Origin of the sequence: Virgibacillus kekensis (assembly GCF_042654125.1) — a bacterium.
In the GTDB taxonomy this organism is placed as follows: Bacteria; Bacillota; Bacilli; order Bacillales; family Amphibacillaceae; genus Lentibacillus; species Lentibacillus kekensis.
In genome coordinates this window covers 75,176-91,788 of record NZ_JBHSFU010000007.1, presented here as the reverse complement: position 1 = coordinate 91,788, position 16,613 = coordinate 75,176, and the positions used below count along the sequence as shown (strand labels likewise).

Annotated in this window: 16 protein-coding genes, 1 other RNA gene and 1 riboswitch; of the genes, 4 read left to right on the top strand and 13 right to left on the bottom strand. The window is 42.0% G+C overall.

Annotation, left to right across the window (positions count from 1 at the left end; translation table 11 throughout):
* Nucleotides 1-92: 92 nt before the first annotated feature.
* The 11 genes from ACFO3D_RS12800 to ACFO3D_RS12750 form a co-directional block, all read right to left on the bottom strand.
* The gene (locus tag ACFO3D_RS12800) at nucleotides 93-752 is read right to left on the bottom strand and encodes a response regulator (RefSeq protein WP_390296553.1); all 660 of its coding nucleotides are present in this window, start codon (nucleotides 750-752) and stop codon (nucleotides 93-95) included.
* A complete protein-coding gene (locus ACFO3D_RS12795) occupies nucleotides 727-2,580 on the bottom strand; it encodes a GAF domain-containing sensor histidine kinase (protein WP_390296552.1) in 1,854 nt (617 codons plus the stop codon). Before ACFO3D_RS12795 ends, ACFO3D_RS12800 begins: the two co-directional genes overlap by 26 nt.
* A 296-nt stretch (nucleotides 2,581-2,876) precedes the next feature.
* Nucleotides 2,877-3,059: non-coding RNA, 6S RNA (gene ssrS / locus ACFO3D_RS12790), on the bottom strand.
* A gap of 64 nt (nucleotides 3,060-3,123) precedes the next feature.
* A complete protein-coding gene (locus tag ACFO3D_RS12785) occupies nucleotides 3,124-3,381 on the bottom strand; it encodes a sporulation protein (RefSeq protein ID WP_390296550.1) in 258 nt (85 codons plus the stop codon).
* A gap of 2 nt (nucleotides 3,382-3,383) precedes the next feature.
* The gene (gene sspL, locus ACFO3D_RS12780) at nucleotides 3,384-3,524 is read right to left on the bottom strand and encodes a small, acid-soluble spore protein L (protein ID WP_390296548.1); all 141 of its coding nucleotides are present in this window, start codon (nucleotides 3,522-3,524) and stop codon (nucleotides 3,384-3,386) included.
* 252 nt (nucleotides 3,525-3,776) lie between these two features.
* The gene (locus ACFO3D_RS12775) at nucleotides 3,777-5,381 is read right to left on the bottom strand and encodes an acyl-CoA synthetase (protein ID WP_390296546.1); all 1,605 of its coding nucleotides are present in this window, start codon (nucleotides 5,379-5,381) and stop codon (nucleotides 3,777-3,779) included.
* Nucleotides 5,382-5,618: 237 nt separating this feature from the next.
* The gene (locus tag ACFO3D_RS12770) at nucleotides 5,619-6,080 is read right to left on the bottom strand and encodes an RDD family protein (RefSeq protein ID WP_390296544.1); all 462 of its coding nucleotides are present in this window, start codon (nucleotides 6,078-6,080) and stop codon (nucleotides 5,619-5,621) included.
* 12 nt (nucleotides 6,081-6,092) lie between these two features.
* Complete coding sequence (sppA, locus tag ACFO3D_RS12765) at nucleotides 6,093-7,091, bottom strand: signal peptide peptidase SppA (protein WP_390296542.1); 999 nt, start codon at nucleotides 7,089-7,091, stop codon at nucleotides 6,093-6,095.
* Between the two features lie 157 nt (nucleotides 7,092-7,248).
* A complete protein-coding gene (locus tag ACFO3D_RS12760) occupies nucleotides 7,249-7,473 on the bottom strand; it encodes a YdbC family protein (protein WP_390296540.1) in 225 nt (74 codons plus the stop codon).
* Nucleotides 7,474-7,485: 12 nt separating this feature from the next.
* Nucleotides 7,486-8,085 (bottom strand): short chain dehydrogenase, encoded by a 600-nt coding sequence (locus ACFO3D_RS12755; protein WP_390296538.1) that lies wholly within the window; start codon nucleotides 8,083-8,085, stop codon nucleotides 7,486-7,488.
* A 40-nt stretch (nucleotides 8,086-8,125) separates the two neighbouring features.
* The gene (locus tag ACFO3D_RS12750; RefSeq protein ID WP_390296536.1) at nucleotides 8,126-8,740 is read right to left on the bottom strand and encodes a 3'-5' exonuclease; all 615 of its coding nucleotides are present in this window, start codon (nucleotides 8,738-8,740) and stop codon (nucleotides 8,126-8,128) included.
* Between the two features lie 136 nt (nucleotides 8,741-8,876).
* A riboswitch (SAM riboswitch) is annotated at nucleotides 8,877-8,981 on the top strand.
* Between the two features lie 129 nt (nucleotides 8,982-9,110).
* On the opposite strand from ACFO3D_RS12750, the gene ACFO3D_RS12745 reads away from it, so the two are divergent.
* Nucleotides 9,111-10,217 carry a 5-methyltetrahydropteroyltriglutamate--homocysteine S-methyltransferase gene (locus ACFO3D_RS12745; protein WP_390296534.1) on the top strand — a complete coding sequence of 369 codons (1,107 nt, stop codon included), beginning with the start codon at nucleotides 9,111-9,113 and terminating at the stop codon, nucleotides 10,215-10,217.
* 578 nt (nucleotides 10,218-10,795) lie between these two features.
* Here the strand turns inward: ACFO3D_RS12745 and ACFO3D_RS12740 are convergent.
* Together ACFO3D_RS12740 and ACFO3D_RS12735 are read right to left on the bottom strand one after the other, a co-directional pair.
* Nucleotides 10,796-11,257 (bottom strand): GNAT family N-acetyltransferase, encoded by a 462-nt coding sequence (locus tag ACFO3D_RS12740; protein WP_390296532.1) that lies wholly within the window; start codon nucleotides 11,255-11,257, stop codon nucleotides 10,796-10,798.
* A gap of 125 nt (nucleotides 11,258-11,382) precedes the next feature.
* The gene (locus ACFO3D_RS12735) at nucleotides 11,383-12,792 is read right to left on the bottom strand and encodes a DHA2 family efflux MFS transporter permease subunit (RefSeq protein WP_390296530.1); all 1,410 of its coding nucleotides are present in this window, start codon (nucleotides 12,790-12,792) and stop codon (nucleotides 11,383-11,385) included.
* Between the two features lie 234 nt (nucleotides 12,793-13,026).
* On the opposite strand from ACFO3D_RS12735, the gene ACFO3D_RS12730 reads away from it, so the two are divergent.
* From ACFO3D_RS12730 to serA, 3 genes are read left to right on the top strand one after another with little or no spacing between them, the layout of a single operon-like run.
* Nucleotides 13,027-13,797 carry an NRDE family protein gene (locus ACFO3D_RS12730; protein ID WP_390296528.1) on the top strand — a complete coding sequence of 257 codons (771 nt, stop codon included), beginning with the start codon at nucleotides 13,027-13,029 and terminating at the stop codon, nucleotides 13,795-13,797.
* 20 nt (nucleotides 13,798-13,817) lie between these two features.
* Entirely contained in the window at nucleotides 13,818-14,963 is a 1,146-nt protein-coding gene (locus ACFO3D_RS12725) for a pyridoxal-phosphate-dependent aminotransferase family protein (protein WP_390296526.1), read from the top strand.
* A 10-nt stretch (nucleotides 14,964-14,973) separates the two neighbouring features.
* Nucleotides 14,974-16,560: a phosphoglycerate dehydrogenase gene (gene serA / locus ACFO3D_RS12720; protein WP_390296524.1), complete on the top strand. Its 1,587-nt coding sequence runs from the start codon at nucleotides 14,974-14,976 to the stop codon at nucleotides 16,558-16,560.
* Nucleotides 16,561-16,613 lie beyond the last annotated feature (53 nt).

Sequence of the window (16,613 nt, the reverse complement as noted above, 5' to 3'; positions counted from 1 at the left end):
TTACTATTAGGCAAAGGTTATAAAGAAGGTGAAATGAGAACTATTTAAAATTGTACCAAAGTTGTAGTTTCAATTAGGTTTTTTTCGGGTAATTAGTTATCTTTACGAATATGAGATAAGGGAACAAGTTGGTTTTGGACTGCATGAATAATAACCTGTGATCTGCTTTTGACATTAAACTTTTTAAATATTTTACTAACATGGATTTTTACTGTCTTATCACTTATAAACAGCTTGCCTGCAATCTCCTTATTGCTGAGGCCCTCGAGTAGACACATAAGAACCTCTTTCTCACGTTCACTGAGTTCGTTTGAAGCCTCCTCAAGCTCATTATTCTGCTGATGAAATGTCAGCAGTTTTTTAGTCATGGAAGGATGAATCACTGATTCACCACCAGCTATTGTCCTTACTGCCTCAATAACTTGTTCTGACGGTGAATCCTTTAATAAATAACCATCAGCTCCCTCACGTATGGCAGCCATAAAATATTCATCATGACTGTACATTGTAAGAACACATATTTTCATATGTGGATACTCACTTTTTATAGACCGGGTCACTTCAATCCCGCTTTCCCCTGGCAAATTTATATCCATTAAAATAATATCCGGGTTTGTTTCCCTTGCCTTCACAAGAGCTCCCTCTCCCGAAACCGCCTCTCCCACTACTTCAATATCTTTTTCCAAATCAATAATATTTTTCAAACCGTCCCGCAGAACAGCATGATCATCTACCAGCATAACTTTTATCAATCTTTTTCCCTCCTTCCAGCCCCATACGAGGAATAATAACTGAAACTTCAGTACCAGATTTTCTGCTACTGTCAATCTGTAGTGACCCATTCACTTTTTCGACTGAATCATTCATATTTAAAATGCCGAAGTGCGAAGTGTTTTCTGCTTTAATCATTTCCTCATACAATGAAAAACCTATTCCGTAATCCTTTACGCGAAGGAGAATTTGTTGTGATTGATAGCTTAGCAGAACGTCTACTTTCTTCGTCTTACTATGTTTTATACTGTTTGCCATACTTTCCTGGAAAACATCAAACAGAATTTTTTCGGTCATTGAACTCAACTGGTCTTCGGTGCCTCTAACCTCAAAATTGATTTCCAGCCCAATATTTCTGTTAATTTCTCCTATTTTCCCTGAGATTGCGGGAATCAGACCAATTCGTTCTGTAGGATAAGGTTTTAAAGCATAAATGGATTCCCTGATTTCTTTCAAACTAGTACGCAGCTTCGTTATACTACCTGAAACTATGGACAATGTTTCAGCTGGTTTTTCTGCAAATTTACGTTCAGCCGTTTCCAGACTCATAATTGCCCCTGCAAGAGACTGGGCAACGCCATCATGAATTTCACGGGCAATCCGATTCCTTTCCTCCAAAACCACCCGCTTTTCCTGCTCTTTTATCAGGGTGCGGGTTTTCATGGCGATTGCCAGCTGGTTAGCAAAAGAGGTAATCGAATCTACATCGTCATCAGTAAAACTTTTTGTACGACTTCTGCCGATAACGAGAACCCCAAACATTTCACTCTTGTGAATTACTGGTGTGTAAATGAACGATTTTATACCGTCCTCAAAACTGTTGGAAGCAATCCCGGGATCCTGCTGGCGGTTATCATATACAGCCGGTTCCCGCATACCCTCAAGTAAAAAGAACTTTTCTTTATTAAGCGTTGAATTACTCACTACATTCCCCTGCTCAAATCGAGGGATCCAGGAATCCCCCTCCTTCATCCATAATATGGAAGCATCCACTGCAATAAAAGTTTGAAAACTTGGCTTCAGACTATCAAGCCAATCATCCGTAGGAACCATGGAATTCAACTCGGAAGTGATGGAAAACAATGCTTTCAGTCTACTCTCTTCTTTTCGAAGCCGGAAAATGACCCCACTTAACAGAGAAAGACCAACCAGCGGAGAAAAAAAGAAGAAAAATGAAAAGAAATCTATCTCCCGATTTTGGCTCCCTAACAAAAAGAGCATGAATCCATAACTCAACGAAATGAGCAGACTGGATAGTTCGGACAATGTTTTGTGTTTCCATGATCGGAACGAATATACCTGTGGGCGTAACCATAAAACCATATCAACAAGCAGATTATTGATCAGATGAAAGAATAGTAGAACGGTGCTGTATTCTAAGAAGTTTTCCATAATCGGTGAACTGGCTACAAATCCCAAACCAACTGTATCAGCCAGTTTAACGGCAAGGAAAAAGCTAAGAGTCAATTGAGCAGGATTAAAAAAGAGAATCCGAATAGGGCGTCTACTGAGTAGGTTGACAAGCAATACTACTCCCGCATATATCACTACTGTATAATCCAGGCCAGATACAAGGTAAAGGGTGAATAAAATTGGAAAGTTTATAGCCGTATTACCCTTCCAGACTGGGATCGGATAATATTCGCTAACCCCAAGAAATACGGTGAATAAAATGAGAATGATTGGACTGTGCGGTACCTGCAAATTGGACATCTGGCTGATTATAAGGCCTAATCCGAGAATGGATACTGTGGCCATAAAAAACTTTGCATGATATTCTCTTGTCTTAATACGTTTAGTATATGCCATTGGTCCCCCCAATTAATTAGAATTATTTACTTTTATTTTATAAGAAATGCTTTATAAATGCCAAATTTTTTAAAAATTTAAAAGACCCGAACTAGTCTAATGAAAACTTCACTGACCAATTCGGGTCTAAACCTATAAAAGGTTTACATATTTATTTTCGCAAAGGATCCGACAAATGCCAATTCGCTTAATTGGCTATTTGGATACTACGAAAGTATTATACCGTTTCCCGTATTCATAAAAAATGAATTCAAAAAAACCAGCTTCCAACTGGAAACTGGTTCTGATTATCAATTATTAGAGCCACAATTGCCGTACTTAGATAAAAAGTTTTAAACCACCACTTCGCAAAGTGGGTGTTTGCAGAAACCTTCCTGTCTTCCACACAATGGAGGCACGACATTAGAGTTTCAATGTAAAACTCCCTATTCATATGTTAGAGGTTAAAACTTAATTTAATACGAACATTGCAGCTTATAAATATATATTACAGCCTATCGATCAGGAAAGCAATAGTAAATTTATCCCAAATTGAAACCGTTTTCAAAGCAACTGTTCATACATCTCGGTCAGTTCTTTGACACGGACATCGTCCGCAGCATTCCGTGCATAGTCCAGCTCATTTTCTAAAATAGAATTCAGGTATGCAATCTCCTCTTCACTCAAATCTTTAGCAAACTGATTCTCATCAGTATATTTACCCATTTCTATCTTTCGGACTATTTGATTGCACATCTCCTGGTCACTGTAATTCGCCAGTGATTCCCGCAAATAGTTCAATGTATTATCGATGTTGACCACCCTCAGATTTTCGTGTTTTTCTTTTTGGCGCGCTGTTCAAGCTGTGACTTTGGCCGCTGGTCCGCGGTATCTTCATCCAGGCCCTGTGGGTTCACGCTAGTACCTGGCCGATGCTTGCTCTGATTTTCTTTTTTATTTCGCATTAAGCAACACCTCCAGTAAGTAGTTTTTCTGGAAATGGTATTTTTATTCGGAACAAACCTGGAGCCTGGAGACTTTTCAAGTTTCGCGATTTTATCATAAAATTTCGAATATTGCTGTGATTGTTTCGCGATTTAACTTTCAATCATTTTCTTCACAGTTAACAACGAAGACTGCACGGACTTTCTGACGATTTTTAAAAATTTCCCGGAATTTTCATGTTCCGTCTAACCAACAGAAATTAATGCAGACGGTTATTGCTCTCCCAACTCCTCATACTGATCACGTAAAGATCGTTTCAAAACCTTACCACTTGGATTTTTTGGCAGTTCTTCAGCGAAGTCAACGTATTTTGGAACTTTAAATTTGGACAGCCGCTCCCGGCAAAACTCTACAACATCTTCTTTTTGAAGGGTCGCACCTTCTTTCGGTACAATAATTGCGGTAACCGCTTCAATCCAGTATGCATCTGGGATGCTTATCACAGCCACTTCAGATACACCGTCCATCTGGTATATCGTTTCCTCGACTTCTCGGCTTGAGACATTCACCCCGCCAGTGTTAATCATATCTTTCTTTCGATCAACAATTGTAATGTACCCTTCTTCATCCATTACACCAAGATCACCGCTATGGAACCAGCCGCCACGGAACGCTTCCGCAGTCTTGTCGGGATCATGAAGGTAACCTTTCATTGTATGCGGTGTCCGGTGCACAATCTCTCCCATTTCACCTCGTGGTACTTCCTCATCATTTCCATCTACAATCTTTGTCTGTACATTTAACGTCGCAACACCCGCTGATCCAAGTTTTCGCAGCTGGTCTTCAGGCTGCAGAGCAGTTGCCAGTGGAGCAACCTCGGTCTGTCCGTAGAAGTTCCAAAACTTTGCATTCGGCAGTCGTTCGGCTAGTTCCTTCAGTATTTCCCGTGGCATGATGGCAGCACCATAATAGCATTTTTCGAGTGTGGAAAGATTACGCTTATCAAAATCCGGGTGACGCAACAGAGCAATCCATACTGTCGGTGGAGCAAATAATTGGGTCGCACCTTCTTCTTCGATTGTTTTTAAAATAATTTCCGGGCTCGCTGCACCGAGAATAATCCCACTTGACCCAACATAAATACTCGGACCAAGAAAAACGTGCAGCTGTGCACTGTGATAAAGCGGCAATGCATGAATCGCTACATCCTCTGCTGCCATCTTTCCATCAACAATACAGCTGACATACTCACTAATCAGACTCTTATGCGTCAGCATTACCCCTTTAGGGCGAGATTCTGTCCCACTTGTATACAACACATGTGCAAGGTCATCGTCACTGAGTTCAGCATCGACAAAATCAGTTGGCTTTCCATCTCGCGCAACCGAAAGTGGTGTCCACGAAGCTAGGTCTCCATCATATGTACCCAATGCATCCATCAGATATCGGAATTTGATTTCTAGTCTACCAACCGATTTGTCCAGGGTCGGCGCATATTCCTCTGAGGCGATAAACCCTCTTACCTCTGCATGTTCAAGAATGTACTGAATATCCTCCACGGACAGCATGTAGTTAATTGGAATCATAACCGCCCCAATTCTTGCCAAAGCAAAATTAACCACAACAAAGTCAAGGCTGTTTTTAGACATGACTGTAATCATATCGCCTTTTTTCATTCCATCTGCCAAGAATGCATGTGCCGTCTGGTTAACAAGGTTGTCCAGTTCCGCATAACTCAATCGCTGACCGTCATAATTAACCGCAAATTTTTCCGGCATCCGGTCCCTTGTACGGGCCAAAAGATCCCCAAGCGTGTTTCGCCTGGCCCTCTCCAACATTCTGTGAAGATCCTCCTGTATATTTGCTTCTGTGTTCATACACCCACTCCTCAAATTATTTTGATGACTTGTGTGCTGAATATTCTTTCTTTTAGTTTAATTCAGTAAAATATAATGTGCAAGTGTAAGAAGGAGTGTTTTTAACCGACAAAAATCGTTTAGAAAAACATAAAAGTCATTCTAAAAGCTTATTTTGCTTTTCTTTCAAGCCCTCGGATATCTAACCATAAAAACGCCTGGACCAAATGATCCAGACGCCTTTTATAGTTCAGTCTGTTAACGCTCTATTACAACCCGAGTATTACCGATCATATCATGGATTCCCTGCTTTTCCCTGCTGAAGGCAACAAATAAATACAACAGGCCAGTAAAGAAAAATACACGATGAAAAAACCTGCCGACAACCTCGCGGAAAAGAAGATCACTCCATCTAAGCTGTTGAAAATCCTCCCGGATAACACGCAGACCAAAAATCATTTTCCCCAATGTCTGTTCGAAAAATCGGGTCATCAGCAAAAAATAAACATAAAAAATTATCGCGCTGAAAATCCCTGCCAACGTCCAGAATCCAATATCAACAGCTGCTCCGTTGTCAATAAACTTTAACGGGCTAAGCAGGATGCCGTTTATGCTGAAGACAATAATTAAATCGGCAAGATATGCCCAAAACCGCATCCAGAAACCCGCATAACGGGGCTCTTCTCTAACTTCATGTATGTGCTCCACATTTTCACTCATAACGGCCCCCCCTTATTCCGAGTATAGATACATTGCTCGTGGGCCATTCGATTCCCGGAACAACTCTTTAATCCCAAGTAAATCTGTCTGTCCCTTGAACATACTTTGTACAGTTCCACCCAGAAATTCGTTGATTCCCAGCCCATTCTTGTATTCAACGACTTTCGGGTTATCCCAATTAAAGTCTTCTGCCATCATGGCAATTGTGTCGTCCATTGTTCCAAGTGCATCGACGAGCCCATTGTTTTTTGCCTGTTCACCGGTATAAACTCTGCCGTCCCCAAGTTCGCGGACTTTAGCTTCATTTATACCCCTGCCTTCGACAATCACCTGAACGAAGTCTGCATACAAATCCTTGATCATTGTCTGCAGAATCTCCCGTTCTTCTTCGGTCATCTCACGTGCTGGTGACATAATATCTTTATACTCACCGCTTTTTATCGTGTTGAACTTCACACCGACTTTATCAGCCAGTTCCGAATAATTCAGACTCTGCATAATTACACCGATTGAGCCTGTAAGTGTTGCCGGATGTGCGACAATTTTATCAGCAGGGGCTGAAATATAATACCCGCCCGATGCAGCCGTATTACCCATCGATACATATACCGGCTTATCATGTTCTTTCTTGATTTCCACTATTTTATCGTGGATTTCATCACTTTCCACAACACCCCCACCTGGAGTGTTAACCCGTATGACAATTCCATCAATCGTTTGGTCCTCGCCTGCAGTCTCAAGCATCTCAAGGAACCTTTCATGGTTATATCCGCCGGTGTTCAGGATTGATGCTGTGTTTGTGTTCTGGATGACTCCATCTAGCTCCAGAACAACAATCTTATTGCCTGAACCCTGTTCCATAACTGTTTCCTCAAACTTCTTGGATGTATTCGGTAATTGAAACATTGCCTGGAAGTCAGCTGTAACAATGCTTGTTATCGCCTGAAATCCAATTGATACTACAAATAAAACTGCTGCGATACTAAGTGCAATCCAACGCTTTTTGTTCAATCCTGGTCCTCCATTTCCTTCTGCTTAAATATGTATTCTTTACTGACAGATACGCTTGTACATTATTATCGGAGAAACTGGCTTTCACCAGTTTATAGGTAAAAGCCTTGGTTCATCCAGACACGAAAAACTATTCTTCCGGTTCCCCGTCAGCTCCCTAAATTTCATCCTGATCAGCAAGAGCTTCCTTTAAGTTACTTAAATCCTCTTTTGTCAGAGTGACACCTTTCCCCATCTTTTCTTTGTCGGGTGCCCAGTCTCTGATGTCATATTTAGGATCCCGGCCATTCCAGCTGATCAGATTCAGTTCCTTGGTCCATCCTTTTGGCGATTCACTAAGTACAGCCATTGTTTTAATAATTTCAAATTTCAGCTCCGCCACATTCCGTTCCTCCTAGTACACTTCGTAATTGTTTCCGGTTTGCTTACCATTTACACTCTTCACAAATGCACGGGCAACACGGCTTGCCGGGACAGGTTCAAATCCTGCAAAAAAATCACCAAGCCGATCCCATGATTCCTGCACGATATTCGGGCTCACACTGTTGATACGAATCCCCCGCGGCATTTCGATCGAGGCTGCTTTAACAAAAGCTTTCACCCCACCATTAGCCATTGCAGCAGACGCACCCATCGGTATCGGATCATCCATCATTACCCCGGTAGTCAGCGTAAAACTGCCGTTGTCATTAACATGTTCCATGCCAAGCAGTACCAGATTAATCTGTCCTTTTAGTTTACTTTGAATTCCTTTTTCGTTAACTTCAGGTGTCAGCTCGGAAACAGCAGAAAAATTGGCTTTTCCCGAAGCATTGATGACTGCATCCACTTTGCCGATTTCTGCATACATTTCCCGTATGCTGTCAGGCGACGTAATATCCACTGACACATCAGCACCATTACGCCCTGCCTGGATAATTTCATTGTCACCTTCTAGTGCACTGACAATCTCTTTACCTATCGTTCCAGACGCGCCTACAACAAGTATTTTCATTTGACATCAACTCCTTCACATTTTAAAAACCTTCTCCGCTTTATCTGAAATAAAGCTTCCTGCTCTGCCTGGTCCGCTTAACTTTTGGCGGCACATAACCACGGTCATATACCCTACCCTTTGACATACGACACTTCTTTAAAAATATATCCATATCACCTGTATCGTATGTCTCAAATGCTTTTAATAATATTTTAGCCGCCACCCGCGCATCCTCAAGTGCGTGGTGGTGCTCAAAGGGAATCCCATGATGATTTGCAACGGTATTAAGTTTATGGTTCATCAGGTCCGGCCATACCTGCTTTGAAATATTAACCGTGCAAAGGTACTCCATTTCTGGATAGGAAATGTTGAAATAATCCAATGTATTCCGAATCACACTCATATCAAAACTTGCATTATGTGCGACAACTATTTTACGGGATAAGTAGTCTTTAAGTTTCGGCCAGATTTCCGGGAATGTTGGTGCATCCTCCACGTCTTCTTCACGAATACCGTGAATCCGTGTATTAAATGAGCTAAAATGCATCATGGGATTTATCAGGCTGTAAAATTCATCTATAATACCTGTCTGGTCAGCAACAACAACACCGACTGCACAGGGACTGTGACGCTTTTCGTTGGCTGTTTCAAAATCTATCGAAACAAAATACATGCCAGACCTCCTTCATAGCTTTATAGGATAATTTTAACACACCTGCTGAAGGCACCTTACAAAAAAGTTTCAAAATTGTATTGACTTTCATAATACGTCCGTGTATTGTATTCATTAACCAAAAAATTGAATAACTTTCTTATCCAGAGAGGTGGAGGGACTGGCCCTGCGAAACCTCAGCAACAGATTTTTTAATACTGTGCTAATTCCAGAAGCTTAACATTAAGCTTGAAGATAAGAAGAGCGACAATTACGGAACCTACTGCCCTCTTCTTTTTTCAGAAGAGGGCTTTTTATTTTTTATCAGGCTTATTGTCAGAGCTTCCATCTTCGGAATTACACAAAAAACTAATAGAAAGAGGGAATTTTCATGTCAGTTACATTAACCAAAGCACCATTCAGAGCCGATCATGTGGGGAGCCTGCTGCGACCTGACCGGTTGCACAAAGCACGCAAACAATTTAAAGATGGAAGCATCAGTGCCGCAGCTCTTCGGGAAGTTGAAAATGAAGAAATAAAGCGTGTTGTCGACAAACAAATTGAACTAGGCCTTAGAGTAGTTAGTGATGGAGAATTTCGTCGTACATGGTTCCACCTTGATTTTCTCGAGCATTTGAATGGAATAGATGGTTATATTCCAGACCACGGCTATAAATTCATCGGCACGGAGACAGAAAAGTATGACGTACGGAATACCGGCAAAGTTTCCTTTAATCCCAATCATCCTCATATACAGGATTTTGTGGACCTGAACAAAATCGTCGACGGCCGCGCAATCGCCAAACAGACTATTCCAAGTCCAAACCAGCTGTTTAACTCCGGCATTCATAACAGCGATGTTTATCCGGATATTGAAGACTATGCGAATGATATCATCAAAGCTTATCAGGATGCCATCCAGGCATTTTATGATGCAGGTGTTCGTTACCTTCAGCTCGATGATGTTTATATTGCGGGACTGTCAGCGCCTGAAATTCCATTCAACGAAGGAAAATATTCACGCGAACAACTTATTGACTTGGCGCTTCGCGTCGTAAACGGTTCACTTGAAAACAAACCAGAAGACCTGATCGTTACTACCCATTTATGCCGTGGGAATTATCAGTCTACATGGGCTTTCGAGGGCAGCTATGCAATTATTGCACCAACATTGCTCGCAAATGAAAATGTCGACGGATTTTTCCTTGAATACGATGATGAGCGTTCCGGAAGTTTTAAGCCACTTAAACATATTCCAAATGACGGACCACAAGTCGTACTTGGATTGGTTACTTCCAAGAATGGTGAACTAGAAGATAAGGAAGCAATTAAAACCCGGATCAGGGAAGCATCTCAGTTTGTCCCGCTGGAGCAATTATGTTTAAGTCCGCAGTGTGGTTTTGCATCCACCCATCACGGAAACAAATTGACCGAGGAGGAACAGTGGAATAAATTGAAATTCGTAGTTGACCTGGCAAATGAAGTCTGGGAGAAATAAGGATTAATAAAAGCCTGCAGCGAGGAGTTCTCACTGCAGGCTATTTTCAAACCATTTATTTACTATGCTGGCAGTTCTTCGCCGGGCTTTTTTCAGTATATTTAAAGAGGTACACTAAGAGACTGACAGAAAACAGTAACTCTACCATCATGGTAAGCAAACTAGGCGTAAGCTGCATATTTTCTCCCAACATTAATATTGGCTCATTCGAATTAAAATTGAATAAAAGATGACCAAAACAATACATGCCTGTAATCCAGACAATAGTAGTTAACATATTTTTCATCGGTCTTCTCCCTCACTTTCGTTACGTTGATTTAATCCTACATCATATTAACAAATTTCCACAGGAATTGGGAGCCTTTTATTGTATTTTTTTATAAAAATTTTTGCGGGAAATTTTACACCTAATCAGATTTAGTTAAACCATTGGTGTGACGGGCTATATCGTCCACTGATAATTCACCTGAAAGGATAGTATATGCCCTGTTTCCAAATCCACATGCACTATTTTACTTTAGGACATTTCGTCTGCCGATAACACCTTCGTTTTCGTTTTTTTCTGATTAGAACAAGACTTAGTCTGCCCAGTCAGCAGCGTCCAGTGACCAATACAGCATATCTCCATCAAAACAAGTTCGTTGCATTCCTGTTTTCTCAAGGACTCGAATAGAAGCAAAGTTATCATTCAAGCATTCTGCTGTAATCTGTTTCACCGCCCCCGTTTCAAAAGCCCAGTAGATTATTCCTGCAACCGCCTCAGTGGCATAACCTTTGCCCTGATGCATTGGTGAAACACCATAACCGATTTCTACATTCCCCTTTAGATCAGGACTTCCTTTAAAGCCGATGTCTCCAACAACTTCTCTTGTTTCCTTAAGAATAATAAACCATACGCCCCATCCTTCCTCAAGAGGATCCTCATTCAGTTTTTCGAGATACTTTTCAATATGAGGTCCCATCGTATATGACTCGGAATAATGAATGAACCTTTCCTGGTCACATGCTAATAACTCCAACTTATTCGTGAAAAATTCCATCGTAACTTCCTCATTTCATCTCTCAATCTCCAGTACTTCCAGATTATATTACCATAACAGTCACTAATATTTTTCGAAAAAAACCCGGGAACAGAATCCCCGAGTTGTTTAAGCATATTCTATTTTTAATTGTCCACACCGGGACGAGAATTTTTTACAAAGAAAGCAAGAATAAATCCAATCAGTGATATCACTCCAGCAACGATAAACGAAACATTTACGCCGTGTATCTCACCACTAATTCCTTCTCCAGGAATAATATTGTTGGACATGACCGTGACAAGCAGTGCTGTCCCCACAGCCCCTGCAATCTGGCGCATCGTGTTATTCATGGCTGTGCCATGCGGAATTACATCTGGTGGCAGTTGATTAAGTCCTGCTGTAGTAACAGGCATCATAACCATTGCTACCCCAAGCATCCGAACTGCATTAACGACTGTCAGATAAACAAAGGTTGTTTCGGTTGTCAGGTTAGTGAACATAAACGTTGTCACCGTCAAGATAAATAGACCGATGATTGCCAGCCAGCGGGCTCCGAACCTGTCGAATAATCGACCAGTCACTGGGTTCATCAGCCCCATCACAACTGCACCCGGAAGAAGCATAAGTCCTGATTCAAATGCCGTGAAGCCGAGCATGTTCTGCATTAATAACGGCAAAACAACCGCCCCACCAATCATCGCCATAAACACAATCATTCCAAGAATCGTTGTCAGCGTAAATATCGAGTATTTATATATTCGGAACTCAAGTATCGGTTGTTCCAATTTCAACTGTCTTAAAATAAACCATGTAAGTGCAATCGACCCGACAATCATGGAAATGACAACCTGATTACTCGTCCAGCCGCTGCCTCCCGCGGTACTAAATCCGTACAGAAGTCCACCAAACCCAAGAGTTGAGAGCACAATTGAAAGTATATCCACCCTTGGAAACGTCTGCTTCGTAACATTTTTAAGAAGGAAATAGGCTACAATTATATCAATTAGTACGATTGGCAAGATGACGTAGAACAAACTTCTCCAATGAAAGTGGTCAACCAGATAGCCTGACAGAGTCGGTCCGATGGCCGGAGCAAAAGCAATTACTAGACCGAACATCCCCATTGCCGTGCCCCGTTTTTCAATAGGAAAAATAAGAAACAGGATTGTCTGCATTAACGGCATGATGATACCTGCCCCACCAGCTTGCGCAATCCTTCCGATCATGAGAACGGCAAAGTTGGGTGCCACCGCACAAATAGCGGTTCCAAGTGCGAATATTCCCATCGCTGAGAGAAACAGCCCACGGGTAGTAAAACGCTGAATTAAAAAAGCGGTAATAGGAATCATGATCCCATTAACCAGCATAAAGACAGATTGCAGCCACTGAACTGTATTAGCATCCAGTTTCAGATCTTGCATAATATGTGGCAGTGCTGTCGCTAGAAGTGTTTGATTCAGAATGGCGGCAAATGCGCCTGAGATTAAAACCAGCATTAACGGCACTTTATTAATTGCAGGTAGTTGCTGTGCCTCTCTATTTTTTTCATCCATTTTATATTGCCTTCTTTCTATTTGTTGCTTTAAAGCTAGTTTATTCCCGAATAAGCCTGCAAACAGACACCTATTACGAACATATGCAAAAGAGAATCATACCATAATTTCTTTCTACTAAACAGTTATTTGACTCAAAAAAACACCTGAAAGTTATTGAGAAATATTCAGTCACTTTTCATTGATATCACAAATTTTTTCCGTATAATGATGTAAAAAGGGGGACCGGACACTATGTGCCTGATCAATTTTCAAATAAATGATCATCCAAACTATAAACTGATTGTTGCAGCTAATCGGGACGAATTCTATCAACGTCCTACAGCACCCGCTCATTACTGGAAGGACAATCCATACATATTGGCGGGACGGGATCTCGTACAAAACGGCACATGGCTCGGTATTACGAAAGATGGTCAATTTGCCGCCCTGACCAACTATCGGAATCCTGGTGAAGATACTGCAGATAAATTGTCACGCGGCTCAATCGTCCGTGATTTTTTATCCGAAGATGGTCCACCACTCCAGTTTCTGGAGTCTCTCCAGGAGAAAAAGAATAACTATGCAGGCTTTAACGTGATAGTCGGATCAGCTGATGCCCTGTATCATTACAGCAATGCAAACGATACGATCACTAATGTCCCTGCTGGTACACACGGGCTAAGTAATCATCTACTGAACACTCCCTGGCCAAAAGTTGTAAAGGGAAAACAGCAACTCCAAACTTATTTGGAAAAAAATAAGCAACTCAATCCAGATGAATTGTTCCGCATTATTTCAGACGCCGAGGAAGCTGAAGATAACATGCTTCCTGATACCGGTGTCGGGAAAGAACTTGAACGAAAACTTTCACCCTTGTTCATTAATATGGCCGATTACGGTACCCGCTCATCCACGGTTTTAACCATAGATAAGAATAACCAAGTTCATTTCGTGGAACGGTCATACGAGAACAGCCAGTTAACGCAGGAGAAGCAATTTGAATTTTGCATAAAAGACAGATAAACAGAGGGGAGAAATGCAGTATGTTTACCGACCAGCCTATTTTACGAATTCCCGGACCAACCCCTATCCCGCCAAGTGTTCGACAAGCGATGAGTCAACCAATGATTGGCCACCGTACGCAAGAAACCACTGAACTGCTTACACAGGTTCGCCCAAAGTTAAAGCCTGTTTTCGGTACGGACCAGGAAGTTGTCATTCTTACAGGCAGCGGTACAGCAGGCCTTGAGGCGGCAGTTGTCAATACAGTGAAACCCGGAGAAGATGTACTTGTAATTGTTACAGGCGCGTTTGGTGATCGCTTTGCAAAAATCTGTGATGCCTATCAAATCAATACCCAACGCTTTGATGTTAAATGGGGAGAAGCCGTCAACCCTGAGGATATTGCAGCGTATCTTAAGAAAAACACATCAATTAAAGCTGTTTTTGCCACCCACTGTGAAACGTCAACAGGAATCCTTAATCCCATTAAGGAGCTTGCAAAAGTAGTCCATGATAATTCAGATGCTCTATTTATCGTTGACGGTGTTTCCTCCATTGGTGGGGTTGAAACAAAAATGGATGAATGGAATATCGACCTGCTTGTGACGGGCTCACAGAAGGCTTTAATGCTGCCACCAGGACTAACATTTCTTGCTGCAAGTGACCGCGCATGGAAAGTTATGGAGAACAACGGAAATTCTCGCTTCTATCTGAATTTGCAAAAATACCGGGATAGCCAGCAGAAAAATGCTGTGCCATACACCCCGGCATTAACGTTGATGTTTGGCCTGGAGGAAGCACTAAAGCTCATTGAAGAGGAAGACCTTCAACACATTTTTAACAGGCATCATCTGCTTCGGGATATGACACGAGCTGCTTTCAAGGCGCATGATATTCCGCTGTTAACGGTAGATGAATTTGCATCGCCAACTGTAACCGCAATCCGTCCAACCGACTTTAACCCGGAGGAGCTACGTAAAACAATAAAAAGCGAGTTCAACTTGGACGTTGCCGGCGGCCAAAAGCAATTAAAAGAGAAAATATTCCGGATTGGCCATATGGGTTATTGCACCCCTGCGGACATCTTGGAAACAGTCAGTATGGTTGAAATAGGATTACGAAAAATCGGCAAAGAAATCGAGTTGGGTGCAGGTGTTCGAGCCGCACAGGAAATTTATCTAAAGTAGAGGTGTTGAAATGACATTTAATATATTAATTGCAGACCCACTCAGCGAAGATGGAATACAGCCGCTTCAAGACTCTGAAAATATGAATCTAGTTATTGACACGACATCCTCACCAGAGGAGCTAAAACATAAAATAGGTGAATTTGACGCCTTGCTTGTGCGGAGCCAGACAAAAGTAACCAGAGAATTAATCCAGGAAGCCAGAAACCTTAAGATAATTGGAAGGGCCGGTGTCGGGGTTGACAATATCGACCTGGATGCTGCTACCGAACATGGAGTTATCGTAGTTAATGCGCCAAATGGAAACACCAATTCAGCTGCCGAGCATACGATGGCAATGATTATGGCGTTATCCCGTAAAATTCCCCAGGCATTTCTTGCGTTAAAGAATAATCAATGGGACCGCAAAAAATACGTCGGAGTGGAATTGAAAGATAAAACACTTGGTATTGTTGGACTTGGCCGCATCGGTGCAGAAGTTGCATCCCGGGCTAAAGGCCAGCGAATGAATGTGATGGCATATGATCCGTTTCTGACGGAAGAAAAAGCGGAAGAGATGGGAATACGGTATGGAACCCTGGAAGAAGTTTTAGCTGCAGCAGACTTTATCACCGTACATACGCCACTGATGAAAGAGACCAGACATTTAATTGATTCGGAAGCCTTCAGCCTGATGAAGCCTGGTGTGCAGATCATCAATTGCGCCCGTGGTGGTATCATCGATGAGGATGCACTTTATGAAGCAATCCTTTCCAAGAAAGTGGCAGGTGCTGCAATGGATGTTTTTGAGAAGGAGCCGTTCCTGGATCACAAACTGTTGACATTGCCCGAAGTAATCGCGACTCCGCATCTGGGAGCAAGCACAGTGGAGGCACAGGAGAATGTGGCAATTGACGTCTCAAAAGATGTCATCCGTTTTCTGACAGGTGAGCTTGTCCAAAACCCTGTAAACCTTCCATCAGTCGCTAAAGAAATAATGAACAAAATTGAACCCTACTTCAATCTTTCAGAAAAACTTGGATTGTTCCTTATTCATTCAGTCACAGACCCGGTTGAAGAAGTGAACATTCATTATGCTGGTGATTTGTCTGAAGTTGAAGTGGCTCCACTGACACGCAATACAGTAAAAGGAATTTTAAAACGTCACCTTGGTGAGCATGTCAACGACGTCAATGCGCTTTATTTTGCCGAACGGAAAGGTATAACAATCCATGAGAACAAAACTTCCAAAACTAGAGGGTTCACCAATCTATTAACAGTAGAAATAAAGACAAAATCTGAAACGAAAAGTGTTGCTGGAACTCTGCTGAATGGTCTTGGACCACGTATTGTAAAAGTGGACCATTATAGCGTGGATGTTACCCCCGAAGGCCATATGATTGTCATTCATCATCAGGATCAGCCGGGTGTTATCGGAAGGATGGGCAGCATCCTTGCTGAGCACCAGATTAATATCGCTACCATGCAGGTAGACCGTTCCGATGTCGGCGGGGAAGCTATCATGATGCTGAAAGTCGACCGGCATATGGACGAAGAGCAGTTAAACCAACTCAAGGAGCTTAACGAAATTCACGACGTAACCGCGATTGATCTATAATAAAAGAAGGTTCAGCATCCAAAGAAACCCTGTAAATGGAGCACTAAAAAGAG